20 protein-coding genes and 1 pseudogene are annotated in these 21489 nt (G+C 64.3%); 16 read left to right on the plus strand and 5 right to left on the minus strand.

Annotated elements, in window-relative coordinates:
* Window positions 1-29 precede the first annotated feature (29 nt).
* From FAZ69_RS28555 to FAZ69_RS28605, 11 genes are all read left to right on the plus strand, one after another.
* Entirely contained in the window at window positions 30-1304 is a 1275-nt protein-coding gene (locus FAZ69_RS28555) for a serine hydroxymethyltransferase (RefSeq protein WP_136898447.1), read from the plus strand.
* Window positions 1305-1376: 72 nt separating this feature from the next.
* The gene (locus tag FAZ69_RS28560) at window positions 1377-2348 is read left to right on the plus strand and encodes a dipeptidase (protein ID WP_136898448.1); all 972 of its coding nucleotides are present in this window, start codon (window positions 1377-1379) and stop codon (window positions 2346-2348) included.
* Between the two features lie 155 nt (window positions 2349-2503).
* Window positions 2504-3037 (plus strand): DUF5943 domain-containing protein, encoded by a 534-nt coding sequence (locus FAZ69_RS28565; protein ID WP_136898449.1) that lies wholly within the window; start codon window positions 2504-2506, stop codon window positions 3035-3037.
* A 118-nt stretch (window positions 3038-3155) separates the two neighbouring features.
* The gene (locus FAZ69_RS28570; RefSeq protein WP_136898450.1) at window positions 3156-5219 is read left to right on the plus strand and encodes an NADH:flavin oxidoreductase; all 2064 of its coding nucleotides are present in this window, start codon (window positions 3156-3158) and stop codon (window positions 5217-5219) included.
* A gap of 2 nt (window positions 5220-5221) precedes the next feature.
* Entirely contained in the window at window positions 5222-7144 is a 1923-nt protein-coding gene (locus tag FAZ69_RS28575; RefSeq protein ID WP_136898451.1) for a (Fe-S)-binding protein, read from the plus strand.
* A 4-nt stretch (window positions 7145-7148) separates the two neighbouring features.
* Window positions 7149-8327 (plus strand): electron transfer flavoprotein subunit alpha/FixB family protein, encoded by a 1179-nt coding sequence (locus FAZ69_RS28580; protein WP_136898452.1) that lies wholly within the window; start codon window positions 7149-7151, stop codon window positions 8325-8327.
* On the plus strand, window positions 8324-9109 hold the full coding sequence (locus tag FAZ69_RS28585; protein ID WP_136898453.1) for an electron transfer flavoprotein subunit beta/FixA family protein: 786 nt from the start codon (window positions 8324-8326) through the stop codon (window positions 9107-9109). The genes FAZ69_RS28580 and FAZ69_RS28585 overlap by 4 nt, the downstream gene beginning before the upstream one ends.
* Before the next feature lie 68 nt (window positions 9110-9177).
* A complete protein-coding gene (locus tag FAZ69_RS28590) occupies window positions 9178-10419 on the plus strand; it encodes an aromatic ring-hydroxylating oxygenase subunit alpha (RefSeq protein ID WP_136898454.1) in 1242 nt (413 codons plus the stop codon).
* 148 nt (window positions 10420-10567) lie between these two features.
* Window positions 10568-11728 carry an FAD-binding oxidoreductase gene (locus tag FAZ69_RS28595; RefSeq protein ID WP_136898455.1) on the plus strand — a complete coding sequence of 387 codons (1161 nt, stop codon included), beginning with the start codon at window positions 10568-10570 and terminating at the stop codon, window positions 11726-11728.
* Window positions 11729-11857: 129 nt separating this feature from the next.
* Entirely contained in the window at window positions 11858-12721 is an 864-nt protein-coding gene (locus FAZ69_RS28600) for a glycine betaine ABC transporter substrate-binding protein (protein WP_136898456.1), read from the plus strand.
* Between the two features lie 117 nt (window positions 12722-12838).
* Window positions 12839-14494 (plus strand): trimethylamine N-oxide permease, encoded by a 1656-nt coding sequence (locus FAZ69_RS28605; protein ID WP_136898457.1) that lies wholly within the window; start codon window positions 12839-12841, stop codon window positions 14492-14494.
* A 52-nt stretch (window positions 14495-14546) separates the two neighbouring features.
* On the opposite strand, the gene purU is transcribed toward FAZ69_RS28605, so the two are convergent.
* Window positions 14547-15425 (minus strand): formyltetrahydrofolate deformylase, encoded by an 879-nt coding sequence (gene purU / locus FAZ69_RS28610; protein ID WP_136898458.1) that lies wholly within the window; start codon window positions 15423-15425, stop codon window positions 14547-14549.
* Between the two features lie 228 nt (window positions 15426-15653).
* Between purU and FAZ69_RS28615 the strand changes: the two are divergent.
* Both FAZ69_RS28615 and FAZ69_RS28620 read left to right on the plus strand, forming a co-directional pair.
* Window positions 15654-16065: pseudogene (locus FAZ69_RS28615) on the plus strand (3-hydroxyacyl-CoA dehydrogenase family protein); the annotation flags it as partial.
* A 13-nt stretch (window positions 16066-16078) separates the two neighbouring features.
* Complete coding sequence (locus tag FAZ69_RS28620) at window positions 16079-16570, plus strand: thioesterase family protein (RefSeq protein ID WP_136898459.1); 492 nt, start codon at window positions 16079-16081, stop codon at window positions 16568-16570.
* Window positions 16571-16621: 51 nt separating this feature from the next.
* Here FAZ69_RS28620 and FAZ69_RS28625 read toward each other — a convergent pair whose 3' ends face one another.
* A complete protein-coding gene (locus tag FAZ69_RS28625; protein WP_136898460.1) occupies window positions 16622-16906 on the minus strand; it encodes a DUF3331 domain-containing protein in 285 nt (94 codons plus the stop codon).
* A gap of 452 nt (window positions 16907-17358) precedes the next feature.
* Between FAZ69_RS28625 and FAZ69_RS28630 the strand changes: the two genes are divergently transcribed.
* From FAZ69_RS28630 to FAZ69_RS28640, 3 genes are all read left to right on the plus strand, one after another.
* Window positions 17359-18546 carry a CaiB/BaiF CoA transferase family protein gene (locus FAZ69_RS28630; RefSeq protein ID WP_136898461.1) on the plus strand — a complete coding sequence of 396 codons (1188 nt, stop codon included), beginning with the start codon at window positions 17359-17361 and terminating at the stop codon, window positions 18544-18546.
* Entirely contained in the window at window positions 18546-19397 is an 852-nt protein-coding gene (locus tag FAZ69_RS28635) for a citryl-CoA lyase (RefSeq protein ID WP_136898462.1), read from the plus strand. Before FAZ69_RS28630 ends, FAZ69_RS28635 begins: the two co-directional genes overlap by 1 nt.
* A gap of 139 nt (window positions 19398-19536) precedes the next feature.
* Window positions 19537-20319 carry an IclR family transcriptional regulator gene (locus tag FAZ69_RS28640; protein ID WP_136898463.1) on the plus strand — a complete coding sequence of 261 codons (783 nt, stop codon included), beginning with the start codon at window positions 19537-19539 and terminating at the stop codon, window positions 20317-20319.
* A 2-nt stretch (window positions 20320-20321) separates the two neighbouring features.
* Here the strand turns inward: FAZ69_RS28640 and FAZ69_RS28645 are convergent, their stop codons facing one another.
* The 3 genes from FAZ69_RS28645 to FAZ69_RS28655 form a co-directional block, all read right to left on the minus strand.
* A complete protein-coding gene (locus FAZ69_RS28645) occupies window positions 20322-20540 on the minus strand; it encodes a hypothetical protein (protein WP_136898464.1) in 219 nt (72 codons plus the stop codon).
* Window positions 20541-20679: 139 nt separating this feature from the next.
* On the minus strand, window positions 20680-20988 hold the full coding sequence (locus tag FAZ69_RS28650) for a hypothetical protein (protein WP_136898498.1): 309 nt from the start codon (window positions 20986-20988) through the stop codon (window positions 20680-20682).
* Window positions 20989-21076: 88 nt separating this feature from the next.
* Window positions 21077-21463: a hypothetical protein gene (locus FAZ69_RS28655; RefSeq protein ID WP_136898465.1), complete on the minus strand. Its 387-nt coding sequence runs from the start codon at window positions 21461-21463 to the stop codon at window positions 21077-21079.
* Between the last annotated feature and the right edge of the window lie 26 nt (window positions 21464-21489).

Here is a 21489-nt window from a genome sequence, read left to right on the forward strand (position 1 = left end):
GTGCTCCAACACCTACTCACGGACTCATCATGTCGAACACGCTTCCATTCTTTTCGCAGCCCCTCGCCGAGCGCGACGCGGCGGTGCGCGGCTCGGTGCTGAGAGAGCTCGAGCGGCAGCAGTCGCAGGTCGAGCTGATCGCGTCGGAAAACATCGTGTCGCGCGCCGTGCTCGAGGCGCAAGGCTCCGTGCTGACCAACAAGTATGCCGAAGGCTACCCGGGCAAGCGTTACTACGGCGGTTGCGAATTCGTCGACGAGGTCGAGACGCTGGCGATCGAGCGCGTCAAGCAGATCTTCGGCGCGGGCTATGCCAATGTGCAGCCGCATTCGGGCGCGCAGGCGAACGGCGCGGTGATGCTCGCGCTGACGAAGCCCGGCGATACGGTGCTCGGCATGTCGCTCGATGCGGGCGGGCACCTCACGCACGGCGCGAAGCCGGCCTTGTCGGGCAAGTGGTTCAACGCGGTGCAGTACGGCGTGGATCGCGAGACGCTGCGCATCGACTATGCGCAAGTCGAGGCGCTCGCCCGGCAGCACAAGCCGAGCCTCATCATCGCGGGTTTCTCCGCCTATCCGCGCGTGCTCGACTTCGCGCGCTTCCGCGAGATTGCCGACAGCGTCGGCGCGAAGCTGATGGTCGACATGGCGCACATCGCAGGCGTGATCGCGGCGGGACGGCATCCGAGTCCGATCGGCCACGCGCACGTCGTCACGTCGACCACGCACAAGACGCTGCGCGGACCGCGCGGCGGCTTTGTCCTCACCAACGGCGAGGACATCGCGAAGAAGATCAACTCGGCCGTGTTCCCGGGGCTGCAAGGCGGTCCGTTGATGCACGTGATCGCGGGCAAGGCGGTTGCGTTCGGCGAGGCGTTGCAGCCGGGCTTCAAGACCTATATCGACAGTGTGCTCGCCAATGCGCAGGCGCTGGGCGTTGTGCTCAAGGACGGCGGCGTCGATCTCGTGACGGGCGGCACCGACAACCACCTGCTGCTCGTCGACCTGCGTCCGAAGGGACTCAAGGGCACGCAGGTCGAGCAGGCGCTCGAACGCGCAGGCATCACGTGCAACAAGAACGGCATCCCGTTCGATACCGAGAAGCCTACCGTCACGTCGGGCATTCGCCTCGGCACGCCGGCCGGCACGACGCGCGGCTTCGGCGTGGACGAGTTCCGCCAGATCGGGCGCCTGATTCTCCAGGTGTTCGAAGCGCTGCGAAAACATCCGGATGGAGACGCCGAAACCGAGCAGCGCGTGCGCCGCGAAATCTTCGCGCTGTGCGAGCGCTTCCCGATCTACTGACCCGCGCGGCGAACTGCCTGCTCGATCGACCACACGCTTGAAGACTATCGGCAAGAACGCCTGGAGAATGCGATGAGCACCCTGCACGAGAACAGCATCATCATCGACGGCCTGAACATCTCGAAGTTCGACCGCTCGGTATTCGAAGACATGAGAAAGGGCGGCATTACGGCCGCGAACTGCACGGTGTCGGTGTGGGAGAACTTCACGAAGACCGTCGACAACATCGCGCTGATGAAAAAGCAGATTCGCGAGCACAGCGAGATCCTGACGCTCGTGCGCACCACCGGCGACATCGCGCGCGCGAAGAAGGAGAACAAGACCGGCGTCATCTTCGGGTTCCAGAATGCGCACGCGTTCGAGGACAACCTCGGCTATATCGAGGCGTTCCGCGACATGGGCGTGCGCGTGGTCCAGCTTTGCTACAACACGCAGAATCTCGTCGGCACCGGGTGCTATGAGCGCGACGGCGGCTTGTCCGACTTTGGCCGCGAAGTCATCACGGAGATGAACCGCGTCGGCATCATGGTCGATCTCTCGCACGTGGGCGGGAAAACGTCGTCGGAGACGATCGCGTTCTCGAAGAAGCCGGTCTGCTATTCGCATTGCCTGCCGTCGGGGCTCAAGGAGCATCCGCGCAACAAGAGCGACGAGCAGTTGAAGGAGATCGCCGATGCGGGCGGCTTCGTCGGCGTGACGATGTTCGCGCCGTTCCTCAAGCGCGGCATCGAGGCCACCATCGACGACTACATCGAAGCGATCGACTACGTCGTCAACCTGATCGGTGAAGACGCGGTCGGCATCGGCACCGATTTCACGCAGGGCTATAGCACCGAGTTCTTCGACATGCTCACGCATGACAAAGGCCGCTATCGCCGCCTGACGAACTTCGGCAAGGTCGTGAACCCCGAGGGCATCCGCACGATCGGCGAGTTTCCGAACCTGACAGCCGCAATGGAGCGCGCCGGCTGGAGCGAGACGCGCATCCGCAAGATCATGGGCGAGAACTGGCTGAGGGTCTTTAAGGACGTCTGGGGCGCTTGAGCTCGTAGCGGTTCGCCTCACTCTCATTCTCAACAAACCGGAAAAAACGAGCGGTGTGTGCCTGGCGGGCACGCGCGCCGTGATTCCGTCCGCTTGTTCGTTGAACACGCCAGGCGGAAACGATCAACCAAGCCGCCACCCCACGGAGCCATTCGATGCAACCGCAACTGCCGATCGACGTCGATGCCGATACCGGCGTCTGGACCACCGACGCGCTGCCGATGCTGTACGTGCCGCGTCATTTCTTCACGAACAACCACACGGCCGTGGAGGAAGCGCTCGGCCGTGATGTCTACGCGGAGATTCTCTACAAGGCCGGCTACAAGTCGGCCTATCACTGGTGCGACAAGGAAGCGAAGCAGCACGGCATCAGCGGCATGGCGGTGTTCGAGCACTACCTGAAGCGTCTTTCGCAGCGCGGCTGGGGCCTCTTCACGATCGTCCAGGCTGATCCGGCGAGCGCGCGTGCGCGCATCGAGCTGCGCCATTCGTCGTTCGTGCTCGCGCAGCCGGGCAAGGAGGGCAAGCTTTGCTACATGTTCGCGGGCTGGTTCGCCGGCGCAATGGACTGGGTCAACGACACGAGCGAGAGCGGCAAGCATGCTCCGCGCTCGCAGTCGAAAGAAGTGCAATGCGCGGCCGAGGGCCACGCGCATTGCGTGTTCGAAGTCTCGCCGCTCGCTCAATAACGCTTCGCGAGAGCACTACGTTCGAGGTCGCAAATGAAACGTCCCCCACGCTCACGATTGTTCGCTGCCCCCCGAGGGGGCTTCAGCCTCCCTTGGGGCGGCCCGGCGGGAGGCTGAGATGCGCTATCCCCATCTGTTCAAACCCCTGACGCTGAACAAGCTCACGGTGCGCAACCGTATCGTCAGCACGGCGCACGCCGAGGTCTACGCCGAGCCGGGCGGCCTGCCCGGTGACCGCTATATCCGCTACTACGAGGAAAAGGCGAAGGGCGGCGTGGGGCTCGCCGTGTGCGGCGGTTCGAGCCCGGTGTCGATCGACAGCCCGCAGGGATGGTGGAAATCGGTGAACCTCGCGACCGACAAGATCATCGATCCGCTCTCCCGCCTCGCCGAAGCGATGCACCGCCACGGCGCGAAGATCATGATCCAGGCGACCCACATGGGCCGGCGCTCGGCGTTTCACGGCGAGCACTGGCCGCATCTGATGACGCCGTCCGGCGTGCGCGAGCCCGTGCACCGAGGCAACGCGAAGATCATCGAGGTCGAGGAGATCCGCCGCATCATCGGCGATTTCGCGGCGGCCGCGAAGCGCGTGCAGCAGGCGGGGATGGACGGCATCGAGATTTCCGCCGCGCACCAGCATCTGATCGATCAGTTCTGGAGCCCGCGCACGAACTTCCGTACCGACGAATGGGGCGGCAGCCTCAAGAACCGGCTGCGCTTCGGCATCGAAGTGCTGAGCGCGGTGCGCGAGGCCGTCGGCCCCGATTTCTGCGTCGGCCTGCGGATGTGCGGCGACGAGTTCCATGAAGACGGTCTCGATCACGAGCAGTTGAAAGAGATCGCGCAAGCGATGTCCGAGACCGGATTGATCGACTATCTCGGCGTGATCGGCTCGGGCGCCGATACGCACAACACGCTCGCGAACTGCATGCCGCCGATGGCGTTGCCGCCCGAGCCGTTCGTGCATCTCGCGGCGGGCATCAAGTCGGTCGTCAAGCTGCCCGTGATGCATGCGCAGAGCATTCGCGACGCGGGGCAGGCCGAGCGGCTGCTCGCGAGCGGCATGGTCGACCTGGTCGGCATGACGCGCGCGCAGATTGCCGACCCGCACATGGTCATCAAGATTCGCGACGGACGCGAGGACGAGATCAAGCAATGCGTCGGCGCGAACTACTGCATCGACCGCCAGTACAACGGCCTCGATGTGCTCTGCGTGCAGAACGCCGCGACCTCGCGCGAGGCGACGATGCCGCACGTGATCGAGAAGTCGCGCGGGCCGTGCCGCAAGGTGGTGGTGGTCGGCGCGGGGCCGGCTGGTCTCGAGGCTGCGCGCGTCGCGCGTTTGCGCGGACACGACGTCGTGCTGTTCGAGAAGCAGAACGAGGTCGGCGGACAGATCGCGCTTGCGGCGAAGGCGCCGCAGCGCGAGCAGATGGCGGGCATCGTCCGCTGGTTCGACATGGAGACGAAGCGCATCGGCGTCGGCCGCAGGCTCGGCGTCGCAGCGAACGAGAAGACGATTCTCGCGGAGAAGCCCGATATCGTGGTGCTTGCCACGGGCGGTTCGAGCTTTACGAATCAGGTGCCGGCGTGGGGCGTCGAGGAAGGGCTCGCGGTCAGCTCGTGGGACATCCTGACGGGACGCGTCGAGCCGAAGCAGAACGTGCTCGTCTACGACGGCGTGAGCACGCATGCAGGCGCGGGCGTCGCCGACTTCATCTCGAGCCGCGGCTCGAAGGTCGAGATCGTGACGCCGGACGTCAAGGTGGCCGACGACGTCGGCGGCACGACGTTCCCGATTTTCTATCGGCGCCTCTACGCGCAGGGCGTGATCCACACGCCGAACTATTGGCTCGACCGCGTCTATGAGGAGGACGGCAAGAAGATCGCCGTGCTGCGCAACGAGTACACCGAGGAGCAGGAAGAGCGCGCGGTCGATCAGGTCGTGATCGAGAACGGCGTTACGCCCAACGATGCGCTCTACTGGAAGCTCAAGCCCGAATCGGTCAACCGCGGGCAGGTGGACGTGCACAAGCTCTTCGCGGCCGAGCCGCAGCCGTGCCTGTCCGAAGAGCTCGGCAACGGCCGCTTCCTGTTGTTCCGCGTCGGCGACTGCATCTCGATGCACAACATCCACGGCGCGATCTACGACGCGCTGCGTCTTTGCAAGGACTTTTGACGATGAGCCCCGCGATGGTCATTACCGCGTTGCTGTGGGTGTCGGTCGCCGGCCTGGCGTTTGCATTGTCCCGTCGCGCGGCGTATTGGCGGCTCGGGCGCGCGAGTGCGTCCGGGGCGTACGGATGGATCAACCTGTTCGCCATCCCTAAGCGCTATTTTGTCGACCTGCACCACGTGGTCGCGCGTGATCCGTATATCGCCCGTACGCACGTCGCGACGGCGGGCGGGGCGATTGCCGCGTTCGCACTCGTGTTCATCAACTACGGGCTTGCGATCTACTCGCCGTGGTTCGATAAGCTGATCTTTCTCGCGGCGCTCGCGATGCTGACCGGTACGGTGTTCGTGTGGCGCCGCCGTCACGCGAAGAACGTGCCGGCGCGGCTGTCGCGCGGCCCGTGGAATGCGCTGCCGTGGCTACTTGGTTCGTTCGCGCTGGGGCTGCTGCTGTTCGTCACGGTGCCTGCTTCGGCGATGTCAGCGGGGCTCGCGGTGGTCTTCGCGCTGCTGATCGCGGCCGGCGCGTTCGCGATGACGATCGGCGCGGCGCGCGGCGGCCCGATGAAGCATGCGCTCGCCGGGCTGCTGCATCTCGCGTTTCATCCGCGGCAAGAGCGGTTTCGCGCACCGGGCGAGGCGCGGGCTTCCGCCGATGCGACGCCGCCGACCGCGCTCAAGCTGCCTGCCCTCGATGCGAACGAATACGGCGTCGGCAAGCCGGTCGAATTCCGCTGGAACCAACTGCTGAGCTTCGACGCCTGCGTTCAGTGCGGCAAATGCGAGGCCGCGTGTCCGGCCTTCGCCGCAGGCCAGCCGCTCAACCCGAAGAAGCTGATCCAGGATCTCGTGACGGGCATGGTCGGCGGTTCCGACGCGGGCTATGCAGGCAGCCCCACGCCCGGCATCGCGGTCGGCAAGCATGGCGGCGATCCTCAGCGGCCGATCGTATCGAGCCTGATCGAAGCCGATACGCTTTGGTCGTGCACGACTTGCCGCGCCTGCGTGCAAGAGTGTCCGATGCTGATCGAGCATGTCGATGCGATCGTCGACATGCGCCGCAACCAGACGCTCGTGCACGGCGACGTGCCGGGCAAGGGCGCGGAAGTGCTCGCGAATTTGCGCGAGACGGGCTCCGCGGGCGGCTACGACGTCGCGGCGCGCTACGACTGGGCGGTCGACCTGAACGCGCCGACGGCGCAACCGGGCAAGCCCGTCGACGTGTTGCTGGTCGCGGGCGAAGGCGCATTCGACATGCGCTACCAGCGCACGCTGCGCGCGCTCGTGAAGGTGCTGAACCGCGCCGGCGTGGACTACGCGGTGCTCGGCGGCGCCGAGACGGATACGGGCGACGTCGCGCGGCGTCTCGGCGACGAGGCGACTTTCCAGTTGATGGCGAAGCGCCTGATCGGCACGCTCGATCGGATGAGCTTCAAGCAGATCGTGACGGCCGACCCGCACGTGATGCACAGCCTGCGCAACGAATACCGCGCACTCGGCGGACGCTATCCGGTCCAGCATCACACGAGCTTCATCGCGGAGCTGGTCGCGCAAGGCAAGTTGTCGCCGAAAGCGGCGGCTGCGCTAAGCGGCAAGCGCGTGACCTATCACGACCCGTGCTATCTGGGCCGCTACAACAGTGAGACGGACGCGCCGCGCAAGCTCTTGAAGTCGATCGGCATCAAGGTCGTCGAGATGGAGCGCAACGGCATGCGCGCTCGCTGCTGCGGCGGCGGTGGCGGCGCGCCGCTCACCGACATTCCGGGCAAGCAGCGCATTCCCGATATCCGGATCGCCGATGCGCGCGCGATCGGCGCGGAAGTGGTTGCAGTCGGCTGCCCGAACTGCACGGCGATGCTCGAGGGCGTGGTGGGACCGCGTCCCGAGGTGCTGGATGTGGCCGAGCTCGTGGCGAGCGCGTTGGAGTGAGACGATGAACACGATCAAACGTATCGATCCGCGCCGGCCGTTCACGATCACCGCGATCGGGCTCAAACGCATCACGCTCGGTGTGGAAACGGTTGCGGGCGCAACGGCCGATTTCGTGCCAAAGGCGGCGCATGGTGCAGGCGTCAAGCCGCGCCGGGCGCTTGACGGCGTCGAGCGTGTGGTGCTGGCCGTGGTGTATGGCGATCGCGGCTCGCTCGACGAGCATGCGCGCCAGGCCGTGGCAGCCGCTGCGCTGATCGCGGACGCGCATACACAAGTGGCGCTCCTCGTCTTCGGCGAATTGAAGGAAGACGCGGCTGCGCTCGGGGCGGACAAGGTCATCGAGTTGCCGTCGATCGAGCGCCGTGCGTTTGCACCGGAGCGTGCGCTGCGGGCGCTCGCGGCCTGTGCCTCGAGCATGGCGCCCGCGCATATCGTGATGCCCGACGGCGTTGCCGGCGATGGCGACCTGGGCCGCCGGTACGCGGCGCTGACTGGCGCGAGCTTCGCGACGCAGGTCGTCGAAATCGATGCGACGCACGTCGGCGTCTACGCGAACGCCAAGAAATCGTTCGCGACGCGGCCGCTGCCCGATGTGATCCTGCTGGCGCCGAATGCCGTCGACCCGAAACTGCCGTTTGTCGGCGCGGGGGAGCGTGTCCGCCTGGATAGTCTCGAAACGATCGGCGCGGAGGGCGCCGCTTACCGCGACCTCGGCATCGAGGAAATCGACGCCGCGCAAGTGGCGCTCGAAGAGGCCGACTTCATCGTTTCGGCAGGCAACGGCGTGAGCGACGTCGCCGCGTTCGAGACGCTGGCCGGCGTGTTCGGCGCGGCGATCGGCGCGAGCCGCGTCGCGGTCGACAACGGCGACTTCACGCGCGACAAGCAGGTCGGCGCGACCGGCAAGACCGTCGATGCGAGCGTGTACATCGCTTTCGGGATATCCGGGGCCGTGCAGCACCTGCAGGGCATCAAGGATTGCCGCCACGTGATCGCAGTGAATCTCGATGGCAGCGCGCCGATCGTCAAGCGCGCAAACCTCTCGGTGATCGGCGATGCGCAGACGACCATTGCAGCGCTGATCGAGGAAGTCAGGCGCGCTCGCAAGGCGCATGCGGCGAAAGCGGGCGCTTCTGACGCCGCCTCGGCATCCAGCGCACGCGAGGGAGTTGCGGCATGAACGACACCAGGAAACTCAAACGAATCGCGGTGCTGGTCTCAGCCGGCAGTCACCCGGTGAGCGGTGCGGCGTGTTACAGCCGCAACGACGCCGCAGCGCTCGACATCGCGCGAACGCTCGCCAAGCACCATCAGGCAACGCTCGAAGTCCTGCACGCGGGCGATGCGTCGAATCTGGCGCTTGCCGACTATCTTGCGCTCGGCGCCGAGTCGGTCGATGTGCTCGCGTGCGGCGACGGCGACGACGCCGCATCGGCGCTGGCGCAGCGTCTGCAAGGCTGCGATCTCGTGCTGACCGGCACGCGCGCGGAGGGCGCCTACGACACCGGCATGTTGCCGTATCGAATCGCCGCTGTGCTTGGCTACCCGCTGATCGGCTCGGCCGTTGACGTATCTGTCGACGACGGCCGCGTGGGCGTCCGGCAATTTTTGCCGAAGGGGTTGCGCCGTCGCGTCGATGCAGCGCTGCCCGCTGTCGTCGCCGTCCACCCGCTTGCGAATGCCGCGCCGCGCTACGCCTATGCGCGCCTGCGCGCCGGCTCGATCGTAAAGAGCCGGACCGCGCTGCAGCCCGACCTCGAAGCTGCTCAATGGACCATGGCAAAAGCCGAACGCAAGCCCGTCAAGCTCGCCGCAGCCGAAAAGCGCTCGGGCCATGCGCGGATGCTCTCGGCGACGACGACCGAAAGCCGCGGCGGCAGCGTCGTAATTGACGGGAGTTCGGTCGAAAAAGCACAAGTGATCCTTGCGTATTTGCGCGAGCATCAACTCATCGACTACTGACGCGCACGTTGCGGTCAGTCGTCCAAGCACTAGCAAGCACTAGAGACGTAACGCATCCGGAGCCAACGATGAAGGTATCGGCAGACATTCGCGCGCTGGTGGATCGGCGCAAAAAGGGCTATAGCCTCGAAGCGCCGTTTTATACGAGCGAGGAGATTTTCTCGCTCGACATGGAAGCGATATTCCGCAAGCATTGGATTCAGGCCGCCGTCGAGCCGGACGTTCCCGAGCCCGGCGACTACGTCACCGTCGAGCTCGGCCACGATTCGGTCCTGATCGTGCGCGACGACGACCTGCAGATCCGCGCGTTCCACAACGTCTGCCGTCATCGCGGCGCGCGCCTGTGCAACGAGGATAAAGGCTCGGTCGGCAATATCGTCTGCCCGTACCACAGCTGGACCTACAACCTGACCGGCCAGCTGATGTTCGCCGAGCACATGGGCGAGCAGTTCGACCGCTGCAAGCACAGCCTCAAGTCCGTTCACGTGCAGAATCTCGCCGGCCTGATCTTCGTCTGTCTCGCCGACGAGCCGCCCGCCGACTTCGACGTGATGCGCGCGGCGATGGAGCCGTACCTGCTGCCGCACGATCTTCCCAGCTGCAAGATCGCCGCGCAGATCGACATCATCGAGAAAGGCAATTGGAAGCTGACGATGGAGAACAATCGCGAGTGCTACCACTGCGTCGCGAACCATCCCGAACTGACCATCTCGCTCTACGAATACGGCTTCGGCTATCAGCCGTCGCCGGCCAACGCCGAAGGCATGGCCGCGTTCGAGCGCACCTGTATCGAGCGCGCGGCCGAGTGGGAAGCGATGAGCCTGCCGTCGGTGGAGATCGAGCGCTTGAGCGACGTCACCGGGTTTCGCACGCAGCGTCTGCCGCTCGACCGCTGCGGCGAATCGCAGACGCTCGATGCCAAGGTCGCCTCGAAGAAGCTGCTCGGCGAGTTCAAGCGCGCCGACCTCGGCGGCTTGTCGTTCTGGACGCAGCCGAATTCATGGCACCACTTCATGAGCGACCACATCGTGACGTTCTCGGTGATTCCGCTGTCCGCCGGCGAGACGCTCGTGCGCACGAAATGGCTCGTGCACAAGGATGCGCAGGAAGGCGTCGACTACGACGTCAAGAACCTCACCGCGGTATGGAACGCGACCAACGACCAGGATCGCGCGCTCGTCGAGTTTTCGCAGCGCGGCGCAGCGAGCAGCGCCTACGAGCCGGGGCCGTATTCGCCTTACACCGAGGGCCTCGTCGAGAAGTTCAGCGATTGGTACATCAGGCGCGTGGCCGCGCAGATCGACGCCTAGCGAATGCCGGTGATGATATGAACTACCCCCACGCTCACATCCGTTCGCTGTCGACCGGAGTTACCGCTTTAGCGGTTACTCCGGTCCCATGCAAAGCTTCCCCCGCGGGGGCAGTTGCCTCCCTTGGGGCGGCCCGGCGGGAGGCAACATGAAGCGAGACGGCGACACTTTCGAGCTCGCCGGAAGCCGCCTCACGCGGCCCGGATTCTGGAGCGCGCTGCCGGAGCGCTGGACGAGCGACGCCGAAGAGACGCTCGTGTGCTGCCAGGTGCGGCAGGAAACGCACGACGTGAAGAGCTTTTTCTTCACGTCGCCGCAAGGCAGGGCGTTCGTGTTCGAGCCGGGGCAGTTCATCACGCTCGAGCTCGAGATCGACGGTGAAACGGTCAACCGCTGCTATACGATCTCGTCCGCGCCTACGCGCCCTCATACGATTTCGATCACGGTGAAGCGCGTGCCGGGCGGGAAGGTGTCGAACTGGCTGCACGACAATTTGCAAGCGGGCGTCACCGTGCGTGTGCTCGGGCCGGCAGGCGAGTTCACCTGTGCTCGGCATCCGGCGCGCAAGTACCTGTTTCTGTCGGCAGGTTCGGGCATTACGCCGTTGATGTCGATGAGCCGCACGCATCACGAGCTCAACGAGGATCGCGACATCGTCTTCGTGCATAGCGCCCGCACGCCCGACGACATCATTTTCGCGCGCGAGCTCGATCTGATCGCAACGAATCAGGGCAATTTCCGCACGTCGTTCGTTTGCGAGCGAGTTGGCGCGCGCACGAACTGGGCGGGCATCACGGGTTTTCTCACGCTGCCGCTGCTGAAGCTGATCGTCCCCGACTTCATGGAGCGCGAGATCTTCACGTGCGGTCCTGCGCCGTATATGAAGGCGGTGCGCGATCTGCTCGACGAAGCCGGATTCGACCGCGGGCACTATCACGAAGAGAGTTTTTCGTTCGAGACGCTGGCCGAATCGGCGGCGCAGGTCTTGCAGGATGCCGCGCATGACGCCGCTCCAACGGCAACGGGCGACGGTGCGCAAACCGCGACGCGCTTCGCCGTGTCGTTCGCCAAGAGCCGCCGCGACATCGAATGCGGCAGCGACCAGCACGTGCTCGACGCCGCACGGCAAGCCGGCGTGCGTCTGCCCGCATCGTGCACGCAGGGCATGTGCGGCACTTGCAAGGTGAAGCTCGTGTCGGGCCAGGTCGAGATGAAGCACAACGGCGGGATACGTCAGCGCGAAATCGATCAAGGCATGGTGCTGCTTTGCTGCAGCAAGCCGCTCAGCGATCTCGTCATCGATAAATGATGGGGGCGCCATAGACCCGGTCGCGCTCAGGCAAGAGTGTGTCGCAATCGGCACTGATGCGCGAATTCTGGCTGAGCATTCTTAAGTCACCGGCATGAGACCGGTCCGTCGACGTCAAGGAGATCGATCATGAAATTGCTGAAGAAACTGCTGTTTTGCGGCGCGCTCGGCGCTGCGTTGACCACGGTGGTCCCCGTGTCCGCCGATACCAAGCCGACCATCAAGATCGGCTATGTCGAAGGCTGGGACGACAGCGTCGCGACGACGAACATCGCCGCCAAGATCATCGAGAAGCGCCTCGGGTATCCCGTGCAGATCGTCCCGGTTGCCGCGGGCATGATGTGGGAGGGCGTGTCGCGCGGCGACCTCGATGCGACGCTGTCCGCGTGGCTGCCTGCCACGCACGGCGCGTACTGGGATAAGTACAAGGCGAAGGTCGTCGACGTTGGTCAAAATTTCACCGATGCTAAAATCGGCCTCATCGTGCCGGCCGACGTGAAGGCGAAGAGCATTGCCGATCTCGAATCTCAGAAGTCCGAATTTGGTGGACGCATCGTGGGGATCGACGCCGGCGCGGGCGTGATGGCGAAGACAGCGGATGCGATCAAGGCCTACAACCTCGGCTATCAGCTGATGCCGAGCTCGGGTACTGCGATGACCGCGGAACTCGCGCGCTCGATGCATGCCAATAAACCAATAGTCGTCACGGGCTGGGCGCCGCACTGGATGTTCGGGAAGTGGAAGCTCAAGTTCCTCGACGATCCGAAGAAGGTCTACGGCGAATCCGAGCACGTGGACAATGTCGTCAATCCGGCGCTGGAGACGAAGGCAAAGCCGGTAGTGACGTTCTTGAAGCAGTTTCAATGGAAGCCGGGAGAGATCGACAGCGTGATGCTGGCGGCTCAGAGCGGCGAGAAGCCCGATGCCGCCGCGGATGCTTGGATCGCGGCGCACCCCGACCGGGTCAACAGCTGGTTGGCGGGAACGCAGTGACGCTTGATGCGTGGCGGGACGCTGAGCGCACGGAGCAGTCGGCCGTGCGCTTGGTGTTTGATGCGGCGCATTACCCAAGCGGACGCGGCGGCCCGGGCCTCATAGTGGAGGTGCTGGATGGATCAAAGCGGACTGCGCGCGCGCAGCAACGATAACGTCAATGATGGCGCAGCGTATGAAGGGGGCCACACGCTGCAGCGCGGCCTGACATGGAAGGACGCTTTCTGGGTGACGAGCGGCGTGCCGGCCGGCGTGCTGTTCACGATAGGCGGGGTGTGCGCGACGATTGGGCAACCTGCCTGGGCGATCTGGATCGGTGCGATCACGATGGGCCTGATACAGAGCGCAACCTACGCGGAAATCTCCGGGCTGTTTCCTCACAAGTCGGGCGGCGCGTCGGTGTACGGCGCAATAGGATGGGTGCGGTACAGCAAGCTGATCGCGCCGGTCTCGGTGTGGTGCAACTGGCTTGCTTGGTCGCCGATGCTCGCGCTCGGCACGGGGCTCGCCGCGAATTACGCGCTGACCAGTCTCTTCCCCGCGGATGCCGCGATCAACACCTGGCAGTGGACGCTTGCGGATCTCGGCTTCATCAAGCCCGGTCTCACGCTGCGCATCAACGCGACGTTCCTGATCGCAGCCGTCTTTCTCCTCATCACGTTCAAGCTGCAGCACAGCGGTGCATCGAAGGCCGCGAAGACGCAGCGCATCCTCGGTATTGCGTCGCTGACGCCGCTCCTGATCGTCGGCATCGTGCCGTTCGTCACGGGCGACGTGCCGATGTCGAACCTCATCCCGCTCTTGCCGCTTGGGCACGATTCACAAGGCAATCTCACCGCGACCACGTTCGGCTCATGGAACGGCGCTGGCATCACGATGGCGATGGGCGCGATGTTCATGGCGGGGTGGGCGTCGTACGGATTCGAGACGTCCGTCTGCTATACGCGCGAGTTTCGCGATCCGCGCCACGATACGGCGAAGGCGATCTTCTGGTCCGGCGCGCTGTGTCTCGTCGTGATGACGCTCGTGCCGCTCGCATTCCAGGGCGTGCTCGGCACGAAGGGCATGCTCGATCCGAAGATCGTCGACGGCACCGGCGTGGGCGCCGCGATGGCGCACATGGTGGGCGGCGGCGCGTGGGTCGCGAATGCGATTGTCGTGATGCTGATGCTCTCGATTCTCCTGATCGTGATGACGTCGATGATGGGCTCGTCGCGCACGCTCTATCAGGCCTCGGTCGACGGCTGGCTGCCGCGCTACCTCTCGCACGTGAACGAGCACGGCTCGCCGACGCGCGCGATGTGGACCGATCTCGGCTTCAATATCGTGCTGCTGATGATGTCGGACTACATGACGGTGCTGTCGATTTCGAACGTCTGCTACATGATCTTCGTGTTCCTGAATCTGCAATCGGGATGGATACACAGGCTCGATCGCGGCAAGTGGGATCGGCCGTTCCGGTGCCCGACGTGGTTGCTCGCACTCGGGGCGCTGTGCGGCTACGTCAATCTTGCGTTTGTCGGCGCGGGCGCGGACCTGCAAGGCGCGGGCACGATGAGAAACGGTCTGATCGCGATGCTGCTGATCGTGCCGGTGTTTTTGTACCGCCATTACTGGCAGGATCGCGGGCGCTTTCCGGCGCGCATGGAGCAAGACATGGAGCTGGGCGAGGAGGATCTTGGTCAGGGGGCGAAGCGCAGGGTACTGCCGTATGGCGCGCTGGTTCTTGCGGCGCTTGTCATGTGGGGCGCCCACCGCCTTGCCCACGGATAGAGAGGGGCGCGGCGGCGTGAGCTCGAGCGCGCCGCCGCTGCCGTCGAGCCGCCTACTGAAGCACGACAGTTCGATCGCCGTTGATGAACACGCGGCGCTCGATAAACGCCTTGACCGCCCGCGCGAGCGTGATGCACTCGACGTCGCGTCCCACCGCAAGCAGCCTCTCCGGACGATATGCGTGATCGACACGCTCGACCACTTGCTCGATGATCGGCCCTTCGTCGAGATCGTCGGTGACGAAGTGCGCGGTCGCGCCGATCAGCTTGACGCCGCGGGCGTGAGCCTGATGATAGGGCTTCGCGCCCTTGAAGCCGGGCAGGAACGAGTGGTGGATGTTGATGGCGCGGCCCGCGAGCCTGCGGCTCATCCTTTCCGACAAGATCTGCATGTAGCGCGCGAGAATCAGCAGTTCGGCACCGCTCGATTCGAACAAGTCGAATACCTTGGCCTCCTGCTGCTCCTTCGTTTCTGCCGTGATAGGCAAATGGTGGAACGGCAATCCGTGCTGCGCGGCCATCGGCGCGAGATCCGGATGATTCGACCCGATCCCGACGATATCCATCTTCAGCTCACCCATGCGCCAGCGGAACAGCAGGTCCGCGAGGCAATGCTCGAGCTTCGACACCATGATGAACACCTTGGGACGTGCGTTCGCGTCGTGGATCGCCCACGTCATGCCAAAGCGCTCGGCGATCGGCGCGAACTCTGCGCGCAGCTTGTCGATGGAAAGCGGCGTTTCGCTTTCGTCGACTCCGTGAAAGACGCAGCGCACGAAAAAGCGCGAGCTGAGCTCGTCGTCGAAGACGGTCAGTTCGTCGATATAGCCATGATGGCTATCGAGCAGGCTGACTACGGCGGCGACTTGTCCGGCGGCGCTCGGGCAGGCGAGGGTCAGCACGAATTGATGGGAGCGATCGGATGCGGGCATGTACGCCTCTCTGGTTGCGACGAGGTTCCGCGCCGCGAAAGCCATGCGCAACGCGCCGTGTGGAATGGACTCAAGTAAATCAAGCCAGATTGCGCGCGGATAGAACCGATGCGCCGTCTAGCTGGTATCGGCGCGTCAGGGCGGCTGGCCGCGTTCGCGAGAGAGGTCAGAGCGCTTGAGCGGTGGCGTGGCATTCTTCGATCAGCCAGCGCCTGAACAGCGGCAGCGCTGCCGCTCGTCGAAGTGCTGGGCGGCAAGCGCACCGCGAGCGAGACTGTCGATGCGGCGATGCGCGTGTACCGGTCGCTCGGCATGCGTCCGCTGCATGTGCACAAGGAGGTGCCCGGTTTTATCGCGGACCGTCTGCTCGAAGCACTGCATTTCGTCAACGAAGGCGTGGCGACGACCGGCGAGATCGGTGATGCTATCGGTTTCGGCGCGGGCATCTGCTGGTCGTTCATGGGGATGTTTCTTACCTACACGCTCGCGGGCGGAGACGCGGGGATGCGCCATTTCATGCAGCAAAATGGGGCCGCGCAGCATCAAGGAACTCGAACGCTTTCGCGAGGAGTGCATCGCCAGTGTGCTCGCGGCGATTGGGGAGACGAAAGCGCGCCATGGCATGCGCTTCGACGATTGAGGAGAGGATGGAGATGGCAGACGCAGCACCCTTGGCGATCTATCGCGATTGCGTCCGCGCCGAATGGGTCGATTACAACGGACACATGCGCGACGCGTTCTACATGCTGATCTTCAGCTTGGCATCCGATGCGCTGCTCGATCATATCGGCCTGGACGATGCGGCGCGCAAAGCCCGCCAGCGCTCGGTCTATACGCTCGAGGCGCATCTGAACTACCTTCACGAGATCAAGGAGGGTACGCCGGTGCGCGTCGACGTCCGTCTTCTCGCGCACGATGTGAAGCGTCTCCATCTGTACCTGGAGATGTTCGCTGGCGAGGAGACCGAGCCGGTGGCGGCGAGCGAGCAGATGCTGCTGCATGTCGATACCGGAGGGCCGAAATCGATTGCGTTCGATCCTGACGTTATGGCGCGGATCGAGGCGATGGCCGCCGCGCATGCGGCGCTCGCGCCTGCGCGATACAGCGGGCGCACGATCGGATTGCCCGGGCGTGCGAACCGGTAACGCGGCGGCACAGGCATTGCGCCGATAACGGCCGGGCGCAATGCCTGTTCGTCACTCTTCAGGCGACTGGCCGAAGACTTCCACCGAGATCATGGCTTGCGCGTTCGACGGCGCCGGCCTTTCGGCCGGCCGGAACACGGCGTCGCCGCGGTGAATCGCGCGACGCGACAACACACAGGTTCCCGACGAATTGGCGGACCGGCGGCGCCACCGCTGCTCGCCGTAATGGCATCGTCCGGGCTCCACCCATCGCACGATGAGTGTGGTATCGGAGCGTTCGAGGATTTCGATACGGACGCGGCTCACGTCTGGGGCCGGAGACTTTTTTGTCTTCATTTGCTGCTTCCTTAAATCGAGCCCTGTAAATGTATTCGCGCACGCGTCGAATAACCAATCTTATGCCGGTTGAAACACTATTCTGAAAACAGAAACAATCGACTCCTATTATTGAGAAACCCCGGCTGACGCGGCTGCAGTGGTGCCGGCGGAAATAATAGAGGGTTTTTGCAACAGAGAGTTGACTAAATTCCGGTCGGACCGAGCATTCTTTAGCGGATATTGAGCGCGATTATTTTTAGGGAGCAGCGATAAATAATTGACGCGTAAAGCAAGCCGCTTCGGCATCGAACAGGGGGCTTCTGGTGGGGCGAGGCCGTCGGCCAGGCGTAGTGGTTCTCCCGATGCGGAAGCGCGTACTATCGGTTAATATCGGAACGATGTTCTGTTAGATAGAACGAATGTGATCGGCGGCACACCGGGCGCAAGATGCAAACATCAAGGAGTCGGATATGGAATTGCCCTTGCACGGCATACGCGTGCTGGACCTCTCCAACGTATTGGCCGGGCCGTTCTGCGGCTATCAGCTGGCGCTGATGGGGGCGGAAGTCATCAAGATCGAAGTGCCGGGGCAGGGCGATCTCGCCCGGCGTCTCGGCGCGGACCCCAAGGCGTCGGCGCAGCAGATGGGCGCGTCGTTCGTTGCGGTGAACGCGGGCAAGCAGTCCGTCACGCTCAACCTGAAAGACCCGCGCGGCCGCGAGATCCTGCTGCGGATGGTCCGCGAATCCGGCGTGCTGATCGAGAACTTCCGGCCGGGCGTGATGGATCGTCTCGGCCTAGGCTTCGACGTGCTGCGCGAGGCCAACCCACGCCTCGTCTATTGCGCGATTTCCGGCTTCGGCAAGGACGGCCCGTTCGCGCACCGGCCTGCGTACGATCAGATTATCCAAGGGATGTCGGGCGTGATGAGCGTGACAGGCGATTCCGAGTCCGCGCCACTGCGCACCGGCTTTCCGATCAGCGACACGATCGGCGGCATCACGTCGGCGTTCGCGGTGGCGGCGGCGCTCGTCGATGCCGTGCGGACCGGCGTTGGCCGCATGATCGACGTGTCGATGCTGGAGGCCACGCTCGCGACGATGGGCTGGGTCGTGTCGAACTATTTGAACGCGGGCGTGAAGCCCACGCCGATGGGCAACCAGAATTTCACGGCGGCGCCCTCGGGCACGTTCCGCACCGGTGACGGGCTCATCAACATCGCGGCCAATGAAGACAAGCAGTTCGCGGCGCTGTGCAGGATCGTCGGCCGTCCCGAGTGGCTCGACGATCCGCGCTTCAACGAGCGCAATGCGCGCAAGGCGAATCGCGCCGCGCTGACGCAGGCGCTCGAAGCCGCGCTGGCGAGCGCGCCGGCCGCCAAGTGGGACAGCGAGTTCATCGCCGCGGGCGTGCCGGCCGGCCTCGTGCTCGACGTGCCGGGCATTCTCGCGCATCCGCAAATCGCCGAGCGCGGCTTCGTGACGTCGTTCGACGAAGCGGGCCAGCACGTGACGCGCGCGGGCTTCCGGATGTCCGATGCCGACCCTGCGCCGCGCGCACCAGCGCCGCAGCTTTCGCAGCACACGCAGACATGGCTCGCCAAGCTCGGCTACGACGAAGCCGCGATCGAAGCCCTGCGCGACGCAGGAGTGATCTGATGAGCGCCAACGACAACACCAGCGGCGGCATCGACTACCGCCAGCTCGGCGCCGACTATTGGCGCACCGACATCATCGATATCGAGCCCGGCAAGATTCACGTGCGCGGCTACCCGATCCAGGAGCTGATCGGCAAGCTGAGCTTTCCCGACATGATCTGGCTGATGCTGCGCGGCGACGTGCCGAGCCCGGCGCAATCGCGCCTGCTTGAAGCGGCGCTCGTGGCGTCAGTCGATCACGGGCCGCATGCACCGTCGATTGCGATCTCGCGGATGGCCGTGAGCTGCGGGCTGCCGCTGAACGGCGCGATGGCGTCGGCGCTCAATACGCTCGACGACGTGCACGGCGGCGCGGGGCAGCAAGCGGTCGAGCTGTTCCAGCGGATTCGCGAGCACATCGCGCAGGGCATGCCGCTCGACGAAGCGGCGAAGGTATGCGTCGATGCGTTCGTTGTCGAGCACGGGAAATATCTGCCGGGCTTCGGCCATCGTTTTCATCCTCTCGATCCGCGCGCGGGCAAGCTGCTTGGCCTGGCCGACGAGGCCGCGGCAGAGGGGGCGGTGACGGGCGAATACGCGCGCATTGCACGCGCGATCGAGGCGCTGCTCGCATCGGGACGCAGCAAGCCGGTGCCGATGAATATCGACGGCGCGACCGCCGTGATCTATGCGGAGCTTGGTTTCGCGCCGCAGCTTGCGCGCGGCATTTTCTGCTTGTCGCGCGCGGTCGGGATCTTGTCGCATGCGTGGGAGCAAAGCGGCCGCGGCGAGCGCAACAAGGGGCCGATGCCGCGGCAGATGCCTTATCGCTACACGGGGCCGGCGACGCGGCATCTCGACGACTCGCAATGAGCGAGTCGGCCGGCCTCGTAAGCACTCCACGGCGCGGCGCTGGAGTTCGCATAAAATGGCGTTCCGTTAGGCATCACCTCGCCGCTCGCATCGAAAGGGGTGGCGTTTCTTTCCACTCTCATCGCCACATTACCCGCTCATGGTCGCCGCAAAACGTGCTGCCTCCGATGTGCCCGCAGCGCCGGTTTCGTCCCCCGATGGCGTCGCTGCGCTCGACCGCGCATTCTCGATCCTCTTCGCGTTCCGGCCTGAAGACCGCGGCCTGTCGCTCGCCGAGCTGGCCGCGCGCACGGGGCTCTACAAGAGCACGATCCTGCGGCTCGTTGCTTCGCTGATTCACCATCGGCTCCTCGTGCGCTTCGACGACGGCCGCTATCAGATCGGCCCGGCGACGCTGCAGCTGAGCGCGATCTATCAGCGCGGGATGCAGCTCGCCGATGTGATCTTGCCGCTGATGCGGTGTTTGCGCGACGCAAGCGGCGAGAGCGTGTCGTTCTACGTGCGGCAGAAGGATGTGCGCGTGTGCTTGCATCGCGTGGACTCCACGCATGCGATTCGCGACCACGTTCGTGAAGGCGATGTGCTGCCGCTCGACAGAGGCTCGGGCGGGCGTGTGCTGAGCGCGTTTGGCGGCGCGCGCGGCGCGCTTCACGAGCGCGTTCGCCGTGAGTGTTGCTGCACATCGTCGGGGGAGCGGGACGCGGAGACGGCTGGTATTTCGGCGCCAGTGTTCTCGGCCGAGCAGCCGCTCGCGGGCGCGTTGACGCTGGCCGGCCCGCGCTCGCGCGTCGATGAGGCGCTGATGAAGCGGATGCGCCGCCCGCTGCTCGAGGCGGCGCTCGAGGCGAGCGAGATGCTGGGCGGCGACGCCGCACCGCTCAAGGCTGCATTGGCGCTGCTCGCGGCGGAAGGCGCGCGCTAAGGTTATCCCGCCACCTCGGCTTCACGCTTTTGCAGTTCGCGCGTGGCGGCGAGCGGAATGCGGGCATCCTCCCATTCGGCGAGCCAAGCCACTTCCTTTGCCGTGAAAATATGGCCGTAATTGCGCAGTGAATATTGCAGTGAGTCGATGATGTGATTGCGGATAATTTCCGGCGTGCGGTCGTCATCGAGTACCGAGCGAAATGCTTCCAGCGTTGCCATCGGCTTGGCTCCCTGAAATGGACGATGGCAAGCGTTATCGCACGCCATTAATGGCGCGCCAACTGAACAAAAATCCTCTCCGGATTAACGAAGCTGGAATGACGAGGCAAGCGAGCAATTAGCCGTCAAATGCGTCCGGTTATATGCGCGGCAGATCGTCCATCGATTTCTCGACGCTGCCGTCGGGCACCTCGGTGTCGATTCCGTCGACTCCATTGGGATGCGGAACGGCCTTGATTTTCGGCCCGAGGAATCGCATGCCGCCCAGCGTAAAAAGGGAATAAACGATGTTTCCCGAACGGATGCCGTTGGCGACATCGGCGACTTCCGCGATTTGCGGAGGGGAAAGCCAGTCGTGCGTTCTGGGGTCGATTGGCGCCCAGCGCACATGCGTTACGCGGTCCGTAGAAGAGCTGATGCGTACGCCGTCGATAGCAAACGTAGCCATAGCCGTCCCCCAGCTTGCTGATTTGAACATGCTAGTCCGTTCGACGTCGGCTGGGAAGTACCGCATATTATCTGCAGAAATCGCGTTTTCAATGGCGCGAGATTTTCCATAGTATCGAGAACGTTGAACCGCCCTCGGTCACGTATCCGGCGGATTGGCAGTTATCCGCCAATGGATCGCATGTAATGTTCAGCGTCTGCTTGTCGCCGAACGTGACATCGACCGTCGGAGCAGCGCCGGCAGGCTGCTTGTCGGGCACGGAATACACGAAGGGATAGGACTTCTGCGGCGTTTTGGTCCGGTCACCGAGGATGACGAGCGTTCCCGTATGCGCAGGCGCTGCGTCGAAGCGCAACTCGGCGGTATCGCCCATTTGATTCACGCTCGTCATGACGACGGGTTTCGAATAAACGCCTGCGAAGGCATTCGCAGTCAATGTAAAAAAAATGAAAGCAAATGCGGCTCTCGCAGACATATTTTTCTGGCTCCGTTGAATAGCGC

It is taken from the genome of Trinickia terrae (genome assembly GCF_005144415.1).
Lineage (GTDB): Bacteria > Pseudomonadota > Gammaproteobacteria > Burkholderiales > Burkholderiaceae > Trinickia_A > Trinickia_A terrae.

Coding starts and splice junctions, on each gene's coding strand:
- FAZ69_RS28585 (WP_136898453.1), top strand. CDS start 8,324: ATGAACGACACCAGGAAACTCAAACGAATCGCGGTGCTGGTCTCAGCC.
- FAZ69_RS28650 (WP_136898498.1), bottom strand. CDS start 20,988: ATGGCTACGTTTGCTATCGACGGCGTACGCATCAGCTCTTCTACGGAC.
- FAZ69_RS28605 (WP_136898457.1), top strand. CDS start 12,839: ATGGATCAAAGCGGACTGCGCGCGCGCAGCAACGATAACGTCAATGAT.
- FAZ69_RS28575 (WP_136898451.1), top strand. CDS start 5,222: ATGAGCCCCGCGATGGTCATTACCGCGTTGCTGTGGGTGTCGGTCGCC.
- FAZ69_RS28620 (WP_136898459.1), top strand. CDS start 16,079: ATGGCAGACGCAGCACCCTTGGCGATCTATCGCGATTGCGTCCGCGCC.
- FAZ69_RS28565 (WP_136898449.1), top strand. CDS start 2,504: ATGCAACCGCAACTGCCGATCGACGTCGATGCCGATACCGGCGTCTGG.
- FAZ69_RS28595 (WP_136898455.1), top strand. CDS start 10,568: ATGAAGCGAGACGGCGACACTTTCGAGCTCGCCGGAAGCCGCCTCACG.
- FAZ69_RS28600 (WP_136898456.1), top strand. CDS start 11,858: ATGAAATTGCTGAAGAAACTGCTGTTTTGCGGCGCGCTCGGCGCTGCG.
- FAZ69_RS28590 (WP_136898454.1), top strand. CDS start 9,178: ATGAAGGTATCGGCAGACATTCGCGCGCTGGTGGATCGGCGCAAAAAG.
- FAZ69_RS28645 (WP_136898464.1), bottom strand. CDS start 20,540: ATGGCAACGCTGGAAGCATTTCGCTCGGTACTCGATGACGACCGCACG.
- FAZ69_RS28555 (WP_136898447.1), top strand. CDS start 30: ATGTCGAACACGCTTCCATTCTTTTCGCAGCCCCTCGCCGAGCGCGAC.
- FAZ69_RS28640 (WP_136898463.1), top strand. CDS start 19,537: ATGGTCGCCGCAAAACGTGCTGCCTCCGATGTGCCCGCAGCGCCGGTT.
- FAZ69_RS28625 (WP_136898460.1), bottom strand. CDS start 16,906: ATGAAGACAAAAAAGTCTCCGGCCCCAGACGTGAGCCGCGTCCGTATC.
- FAZ69_RS28655 (WP_136898465.1), bottom strand. CDS start 21,463: ATGTCTGCGAGAGCCGCATTTGCTTTCATTTTTTTTACATTGACTGCG.
- FAZ69_RS28630 (WP_136898461.1), top strand. CDS start 17,359: ATGGAATTGCCCTTGCACGGCATACGCGTGCTGGACCTCTCCAACGTA.
- FAZ69_RS28580 (WP_136898452.1), top strand. CDS start 7,149: ATGAACACGATCAAACGTATCGATCCGCGCCGGCCGTTCACGATCACC.
- FAZ69_RS28635 (WP_136898462.1), top strand. CDS start 18,546: ATGAGCGCCAACGACAACACCAGCGGCGGCATCGACTACCGCCAGCTC.
- FAZ69_RS28570 (WP_136898450.1), top strand. CDS start 3,156: ATGCGCTATCCCCATCTGTTCAAACCCCTGACGCTGAACAAGCTCACG.
- FAZ69_RS28560 (WP_136898448.1), top strand. CDS start 1,377: ATGAGCACCCTGCACGAGAACAGCATCATCATCGACGGCCTGAACATC.
- purU (WP_136898458.1), bottom strand. CDS start 15,425: ATGCCCGCATCCGATCGCTCCCATCAATTCGTGCTGACCCTCGCCTGC.